Origin of the sequence: Streptomyces sp. NPDC000151, assembly GCF_040301705.1 — a bacterium.
In the GTDB taxonomy this organism is placed as follows: Bacteria; Actinomycetota; Actinomycetes; order Streptomycetales; family Streptomycetaceae; genus Streptomyces.
In genome coordinates this window covers 20,873-28,569 of the sequence record NZ_JBEPFC010000092.1, presented here as the reverse complement: position 1 = coordinate 28,569, position 7,697 = coordinate 20,873, and the positions used below count along the sequence as shown (strand labels likewise).

The window sequence follows — 7,697 nt, the reverse complement described above, 5'->3', positions numbered from 1 at the left end:
GCCGGCCGCGAAGGCGCCGAGCAGCCTGCGCCGGGGCACGCCGGCGGCTTCGGCACCGGGCATTTCGGCGAGCCGGCGGGCATGTTCCTCACGCTGGGTGATCTCGGCCGCGAGCGGGCCGTTCTTCCAGGGAAGGGCGGGGCGGCGCGGTGGTGTCAGGGCGCGGGCGAGCCATACAGGGCTGGGGCGGGCGGCAGGGTCCTTGGCGAGGCAGTATGCGATCGGCTGCCGAAGGGCTCCCGGGACCGCGCTCAGGTCCGGCTCGCCGTGGACCACCTCGTACTGCACTGCGGCCACGTGCCCGCCGGTGAACGCGCTCCGCCCGCTCGCCGCATAGGCGAGCACCGCGCCCAGCGCGAAGACGTCACCGGCCGGTCCGGTGCGTTGCCCGAGCACCTGCTCGGGCGCGCCGTACCCGGGCGTCGCGGGGGCCTGTCCCGTGCTGGTCAGCGTCAGTCCGTGCTCGGGGCGGGCGATGCCGAAGTCGATGACCCGGGGCCCGCCGGAGGTGAGCACGATGTTCGAGGGCTTGATGTCCCGGTGGACCAGGCCGGCGGCGTGGACGTCGCCGAGCGTCGCGGCAAGTTCGCCGGCCAGGACCCGTACCGCGGACTCGGGCAGCGGGCCGTACTGCTGCACGGCCTGGTCGAGGGTGGGCCCCGCGAGGAATTCGGTCGCGATCCACTGCCGTCCGCCCTCGGTCTGCGCCCCGAGCACCCGCGCGACGCCCTTACCGGTCACCGCCTGGGCCGCCTGCGCCTCCCGGAGGAAGCGCCGCACCATCTGCTGGTCATGCGCCAGCTCCGGCCGCAGTACCTTCAGCGCGGCCGGCTGCCCCTGCCCGCCCCGGCCGAGGTAGACCTTGCCCATACCACCGGCACCGAGCACACCGAGGAGGCGGTACGGGCCCAGGCGGAGTGGATCGCCGGTGGAGAGGGGGTCCATGGGGAGAGCTCCTGGGGTGATTCGAGCGGGGCACGCGAGGGAGGAATGAGCGGTTATTCGAGGGGGATGGCGCAGACGGTGATGCCGCCCTCCATGAGGATCCGGCCGGCGTCAGGCAGCGCGGTCATCCGTGCGGTGTAGTCGTTCTCGCCCGGGCCTTGGAACGTCCAGGCCGCCCGGTGGGTGCGCAGGTCGATGGCCATGGCCCACTGGCTGCTCTCGGGCGTCGTGTAGAGGTACTTCTTACCGACGGCGGGCTGCGCCGCGTAGCTGGGGACAGGGCCGGCGCTCTTCTTCTGTTCCCAGAGGACCTTTCCGCTGGATTCCTCCAGCGCGACCACGCCGCTCTCCCGCTCGATGCAGTACACGACGCCGTCCTTGACGGCCGGCGGGCCGTAGAGGTCCTTGTCCTTGAGCGACTTGCGCCGGCTGACCTCGCGGTCCGTGCCGAAGTTCCAGCCCGCCTTGCCGTCGCTCAGCCGTATCGCGTGGAGCTCCCGGTCGTAGAGGAAGACGTGCGTCCGGCTGTACGCATGGCGGCCCGCGGTCTCCAGAACCTCGGTGTTCGAGTAGGACAGCTTGCGGGTCCACACCTGCAGGCCGTTGCGGGCGTCGAGCACGCCGATGTCATCGTCGGACGACACGATCAGCCGTTGGCCGACCGGAGTGATCATCCTGGTCGACTCGGCGGCCCGCTTGCTGATGAAGTGGCGCCAGCGTTCCCCGCCGGTCCGCTTGTCGTAGGCGATGATCCAGGCGCCCTTGCTGTTCGATGCCTGGACGAGGAACAACTCCTTGCTCACGGCCGGCAGCCGTTCCGTGCCGCTGTCGATGTCCTTGACACGGGCCACCGGCGTGCGACGGTTGCCGGTGACGGGATCGACCGGCGCGATGTGCGGATTGTCGCTTTCATCCAGGGCGAACAGCCGCTTTCCGTCAGAGGCGATGCGCTCCTTATCGGTGATGTCCTCGTTGCTACCGTGTTCGGCGCCGGTCCGTGCGTCCACGAACCTCAGGCCGTCGACGGCCGCCACTGCCACATTGCCGCCGATCGGATGCGCGGTCGCCCTGAACTCGTCGCGCGAGACGGACACTTTCCACGACATGGCCGGCGCGGTGCCGGGGCGGCGGCCTGTACTGCCCTTCGGTTTCGGAGCCCGGGCGGATTCGTCGGCGGACAGCCAGGCGACACCGCCGCCGATCGCTCCGACCGCGAGCACGCCGCCGCCGGCGCCGATCAGCGCACGGCGGGACAGCCGGCCGGTGCCGTGCTGCCCGGCCTCCTCGCTCCGGGCCACCGTGTCGTCGGTTTCCGGCGCGGGCAGCCGGGCCGGGCGGATCTCCCATACGGCCGCGCTGCGGCGCGCGATATCGGCGAGGAGAGGTGCGGGGAGACGATCGGCGAAGTGCGTGCCACCGTCATTGCCGTCCGCCAGCGCCTGCCCCAGCTCCACCGTGTGCGGGCGCTCGGCCGGATTCTTGGCCAGACATCGGGCGAGGAGCAGCCGCAATCCGTCCGGCACTCCCGCCAGATCGGGCTCGGCGTACCGCACCCGGTAGATCAGGTCGGCCGCCTGGCCGCCGCCGAAGGGCGCACGCCCGGTGGCCGCGAAGACCAGCACTCCGGCGAGCGCGAAAACATCGCCCGCCGGGGTGTGTTCCTGTGCCGTCGCCTGTTCGGGTGACATGAAGGCGGGGGTACCGGCCGCGGCGCCCGTACGGGTTAGCCGGTCGTCACCGGCCGCCTTGGCGATACCGAAGTCGATGACCTTCGGTCCGGCGGCGGTGAGCAGGATGTTGGACGGCTTGAGGTCGCGGTGGACAACGTCGGACCCATGAAGCTGGCCGAGCGCCTCGCACAGAGCGGCACCCAACGCCCGTACGGCGTCCTCGGGCAGGGGCCCGCACAGCGCGACGGCGTCGTCGAGCGGCGGGCCGAGCACGTACTCCGTGGCCAGCCAGGGTGTGGCGGCCAGCGGATCGGCGTCGACGACCTGTGCGCCGTACCGGCCGCCGATGACGCGGGCCGCGTCGACCTCCAGCCGGAAGCGGGTACGGAACTCCGTCTGCCCGGCGAGCGGCGCGTGCATGGTCTTCAGCGCGACCGCGCGGCCTCCGGGCGAGCGGCCGAGGTACACGGTGCCCATACCGCCGCCGCCGAGCCGGGCGACCAGGGTGTAGCGGCCCAGGCGTGCCGGGTCGTCGTGGGTGAGGGGGGAGGCCATGAGTCAGTCCACCGGCAGGGCGTAGAGGGCATTGGTGTGCAGGACGAATACCGCTCCGGGGGCGGAGCCGAGGAAGCTGCCTGCCCCGGCGGCCTCGTTGCCTCTGCCGGAGAGGGTGAGGCGCCAGCGCAGGGCGCCGTCCGCGGCGTCGAGCGCGTCGATCTCCGAGCCGTTGCTCTGAAGGAACATGCGTCCTGAATGGCTCACGGCCGTGCCGACGTCGATGCTCTCGAAACGGGAGCTCTTCGACCGACGGCGACGCCAGATGAGCTTGCCGCTGCGCATGTCGATGGCCTGTGCGCCTCCGTGGAAGTCCGCCGCGAACAGCGTGTTGCCGTGCCGCACCAACGCGTACGGAATCCGGCTGTCGCCCTGGTGCTTCCAGAGGTGCTCACCGCTGGAAAGGTCGACGGCATGAACGCCGTCTCCCAAGGCAAAGGCCACTCGGTTGCCCGGATCGACCACATACGGAACGGCAGTGTCGTTGACCGGCCAGCCGTCGACCTCCCGCGTCCACAGGCGCTTTCCGCTCCGCCGGTCGAGCGCGAGGAACGCCATCGGTGACTCGTCCGTGGCGCTGCCCGAACCGGGCAGCAGCAACGCGTCCTCGGTCGTCACCGCCGCCCCCGCGCCGTCTGTCGGGGCGATGCTCAGCTGGGTGACGAATTTTCGCGGAATCGGGGTACGCCACAGCTCCTTGTGTCCTGTGACGTCGTAGGCGATCACCATGTCGTTGTCGTCCGTGCTCCCCCCGAACCACAACGTCCGCCCGCGGGAGGCGATGATCTCCCCCAAGGACGGCTCCTTGACGCCGTCATAGCCCCGCTCGGACCGGAGGATGCGGCCGGTGCGGATCGAGGAGAAGGTCAGTTCGTCCAGGCCTCCCATCACCATCGACCCGTCCTCCAATGGCATGCTGGTGCCGTAGAGGTCGTCCCGCGACCATAGCTTCTTGCCCGTACGCAGATCCACGGCGACCCGGAGGCCGGCCGCGTCAAAGGCCGCGACCTTCCCCCGCCAGACGAACTGCGGTTCGGGATCGCTGACTTCCAGCTCGTAACGCCACAACGGGGCCGGTGCGGATCCGCGCGTGAGCAGGGGCCGCCGAGGCGTCGGCCGGCCCACGCCCGCTGCCCGGGCGGCCGCCACGCCGCCCATGCCCAGGGCCAGCCCGGCGGCGCCTCCGGCGAGGGCCGTGACCAGTGCACGGCGCGGATGGCTCGCGCCGGATGCGGCCCGCGGTCCCTCGGCAGGGCGGGTGGCGTGCAACGCCCCGCCGATATCGGCCGGATGGGCGGTTCTCTGGTCCTCCAGCGCACCGAGGAGGGCCGGGGGGAGCGCATCCGCACCTGGAGCGGGGCCACCGAACGCCAGCTCCCGGGCGAGGACGGCCGGAACGGGGCGCTGCTCGGGATCCTGCGCCGAGCAGGCCGTCAGAAGGTCGCGGAGCTCGTCCGGCAGTGCCGCGGGGTCGAGCACGGTCCGCCCGGTCGCGGCGTACGCGAGGACCGCGCCCAGCGCGAAGACGTCGCCGAGGGGACGCGGCCGGCCGCCGGTCCGCTGCTCGGGCGGCAGGGTGGCGGCGTCGATGCCCGGCACTCCGGTGCGGTCTGTGCCGTCCAGAGCAGCGGCCCGCACCAGGCCGTAGCCGGTCAGCCGCGGTCCGTACGGCGTGATCAGCACCGACGCACGAGAGATCCCACCGTGCACCATGCCCTGGGCGTGTGCGCGGGCCAGCGTCTCGGCGAGCACCGCACCCAGGGCCCGTACGGTGGCGGCGGGCAGCGGTCCCCCGCACGCGGCCAGCGCGGCCGGGAGGGGCAGGGCGGGGAAACAGTCGTAGGCGACCCACGGGCGTTCGGTGCCCTGCGGTGCGACGGCGGCCACAGGAGCGAGCCACGGACCGGTCAGCCGACGGGAGTTCTCCGCCTCGGCCCGGAAGCGGACACCGTACGCACGGTCGTCGGCCGATCGGTGTGCAGGGAGCATAAGCGTATGGACCCGGCCGCTGTGCGCGTCACGCGCCAGCGCGTACCGGATATCGGCGTCGGCGTGCTGACCAGCACCGTCCTGACCACTCCACTCGTGGAGGACCTGGTACGGGCCGATGTGCCGCTCGGCGCCCTGCTGCACCGCTTCCATGCGTTCCTTCCTGGTCGTGGCCGGTCGGCCCGGTCCTGTCGGTTCGTCGCGCCGGGCCGTTGCGTCAGTCCGCCGGCAGCGCGTAGACAGTGCGTCCGCTGAGTACGACGGCCATCTCGTCGGTCAGCGCTACCCTGCGGCGCAGCGGGACGCCTGCCTGTTTGCCACTGCCGTTCAGGTCGGCGAAGCGCCACCGGAGGGCGCCGTCGAGGGGGTCAAAGGCATCGACCTCGTAGTTGCCGGCCATGACGACCGTGTGCCCGGAAGGGCTGACGACCACGTCCGGCGGCGGCAGTACGCCCGGCATGTGGAAGCCGTTGTCGCGCTGCCATGTGATGTCTCCCGTAGCGGCCGCGACAGCGTGGACCATGTACCAGGCGTCCGCGGCGTACACCGTGCCGTCATGGACGGTGGGCGGCCCGAACGGTGGGACAACGCGCTGCCCTGCAGCCGTCGGGCGCCGCACGGTCCACTCGGCCGCTCCGCCATGACCCAGGTCGTAGCCTCGAAGGGCGTCGCCGGCGGCCACGATCAGCGTGCTGCCGTGCGCGGTGACCCGCTGTCCCTGCTTGGCGCCGTCGTACGTCACGATGCCGTGCCCGGAACCGTCCCGACGGGTCAGGGCGGTCGAACGCAGCGCTCCGCCGTCCGCCTTGTCCGCCGGCTCTCCCGAATCGGTTCCCGTCGTCACCACCAGTGCGTCGTCGGTGAGCCGCCCGTCGATGAACCCCGCAGCCAGCGGGCTGCGCCACATCTCCTTGCGGTGCCGGGTGTCGTACGCGACGGCGACGCGCTGTGCACCGCCTTCGCCCCCGACTGCGAACCAGACCGTGTCCCGGTCCATCGCCAGCAACCGCTCGAACGGGCTGTTTCCGTCCTTTCCGTACCGCTTCGCCTGCCAGGCGACCTTGCCGGTACGGGCGTCGAGGACGGTGAACGGCAGGCCCGGAATCAGCAGCAGGTCGTCGTTGATCGCCACCGCCACGCCCGTCGGCCGTACCGCGTCCTGGCTCCACAGCTGTTTGCCCGTGCGCAGGTCGAGGCCCACAACGGTGGTACGGCCGGTGATGACCGCGATCCGCTGCCGCCAGACGTACGGCGGGAAGAGCGGCGCCGGGCCCTTGAGGTCGTGGCGCCAGCGTGGCTGAGGCGGTGCACCCTTGAGCCGGTGGCGGGTGCGGTGGGCGGCAGCGAGGCGTTCGGCCGCGGTGGGCGGGTCGGGGGTCGGTAAGGTCGCACCCCAAACGGCGCCACCGCCGATCGCGAGACCGGCCGCACCGGCCGCCGTTCCCAGGAGGAGGGCGCGGCGCGAGGAGTCGAGGCGGGCGATTGCTGCGGGAACGTGCGAGCGCGTGACGGACGAACCTCCGGCCTCCGTCGGCGCGCCGTGCGGCGTGGTGTCCGCCCCGTGGGCGGGGGCCAACGCTACGGCCGGCCCGGACAGGGCCGTTGTCGGAGGTCCGGTGACCTCCTCCGTGGCCGGATGGACGCCTGCGGCGGCCGCAGCCGTCGCCGCTTCGCTCTCCGTGACGTCCGTCTCCGCAGCCAGCACGTCAGCGGACTGACCGGCGATCGCGGCGATCAGCCGACCGGGGAGCCAGCCCGGCCCCAGCAGGCTCGCCGCCTGACCGGCCGTTGCGTCGAGGCTGGTCGGTGTGGGAGCGCCGATGCCGGGTGCGACCACAGGCTGCCGTGCGCCGCGGACCAGCGACGTCGCGACGTCGTGTGCCTGAGGCCGGTGCGCGGGGTCGGCCGCGAGGCAGGCCGTCACGGTCGTGCGCAGTCCGACCGGGAGCCGGCCGGGATCGGGCGTGATCCGTCCAGTCGCCGCATAGGCGAGCACGGCGCCGAGCGCGTAGATGTCGCCGAGGGCGCGGGGGCGGCCACCCGTCAGCTGTTCGGGGGCCAGGAAGTCGGCGGCAAGGCCGGGGAGCCCGCGGCGCGGTGTGCCGTCCGCGGCCGCCGCCCGTGCGTCCCCGAAGCCGGTCAGCCGCGGGCCGTCGCCGGCCACCAGCACAGCGCCCGGGGTGACTCCTGCGTGCGCCTGCCCCGCCGCGTGCAGCACGGCCAGAGTCTCGGCCAGGGCAGCGCCCAAAGCCCGTACGGTTCCTTCGGGCAGCGGCGCTCCGTACAGCTCCAGCAGGGTCGGCAGCGGAAGAGCCGGGAGATACGGCGCCGCGTACCAGGGCAGCTCTGCGCCGGCCGCGCCCGCGGCCTCGTCGACGGCCCAGGACCATGGGATCGAATGGGCCTGCCGTATTCGGCGGGCGTTCTCCGCCTCGGCCGCGAACCGCACCCGGTGCTCCCGGTCGTCCGCCGCCTGCGGGTGCGGGCCGGTGACGACCACCGTACGGTTCCCGCTCACGTCCCGAGCGATGTACCGCC

The 7,697-nt window shown here is 72.6% G+C and carries 4 protein-coding genes; all 4 read right to left on the bottom strand.

The window, feature by feature from the left end; translation table 11 throughout:
• A partial coding sequence (locus ABT381_RS23525) for a serine/threonine-protein kinase (RefSeq protein ID WP_351597706.1) occupies nucleotides 1–945 on the bottom strand: 945 nt, incomplete at its 3' end.
• A 53-nt stretch (nucleotides 946–998) separates the two neighbouring features.
• The gene (locus ABT381_RS23520; RefSeq protein ID WP_351597703.1) at nucleotides 999–3,170 is read right to left on the bottom strand and encodes a protein kinase domain-containing protein; all 2,172 of its coding nucleotides are present in this window, start codon (nucleotides 3,168–3,170) and stop codon (nucleotides 999–1,001) included.
• A 3-nt stretch (nucleotides 3,171–3,173) separates the two neighbouring features.
• Complete coding sequence (locus ABT381_RS23515) at nucleotides 3,174–5,312, bottom strand: outer membrane protein assembly factor BamB family protein (protein ID WP_351597700.1); 2,139 nt, start codon at nucleotides 5,310–5,312, stop codon at nucleotides 3,174–3,176.
• Between the two features lie 64 nt (nucleotides 5,313–5,376).
• On the bottom strand, nucleotides 5,377–7,677 hold the full coding sequence (locus tag ABT381_RS23510; protein ID WP_351597697.1) for an outer membrane protein assembly factor BamB family protein: 2,301 nt from the start codon (nucleotides 7,675–7,677) through the stop codon (nucleotides 5,377–5,379).
• Nucleotides 7,678–7,697 lie beyond the last annotated feature (20 nt).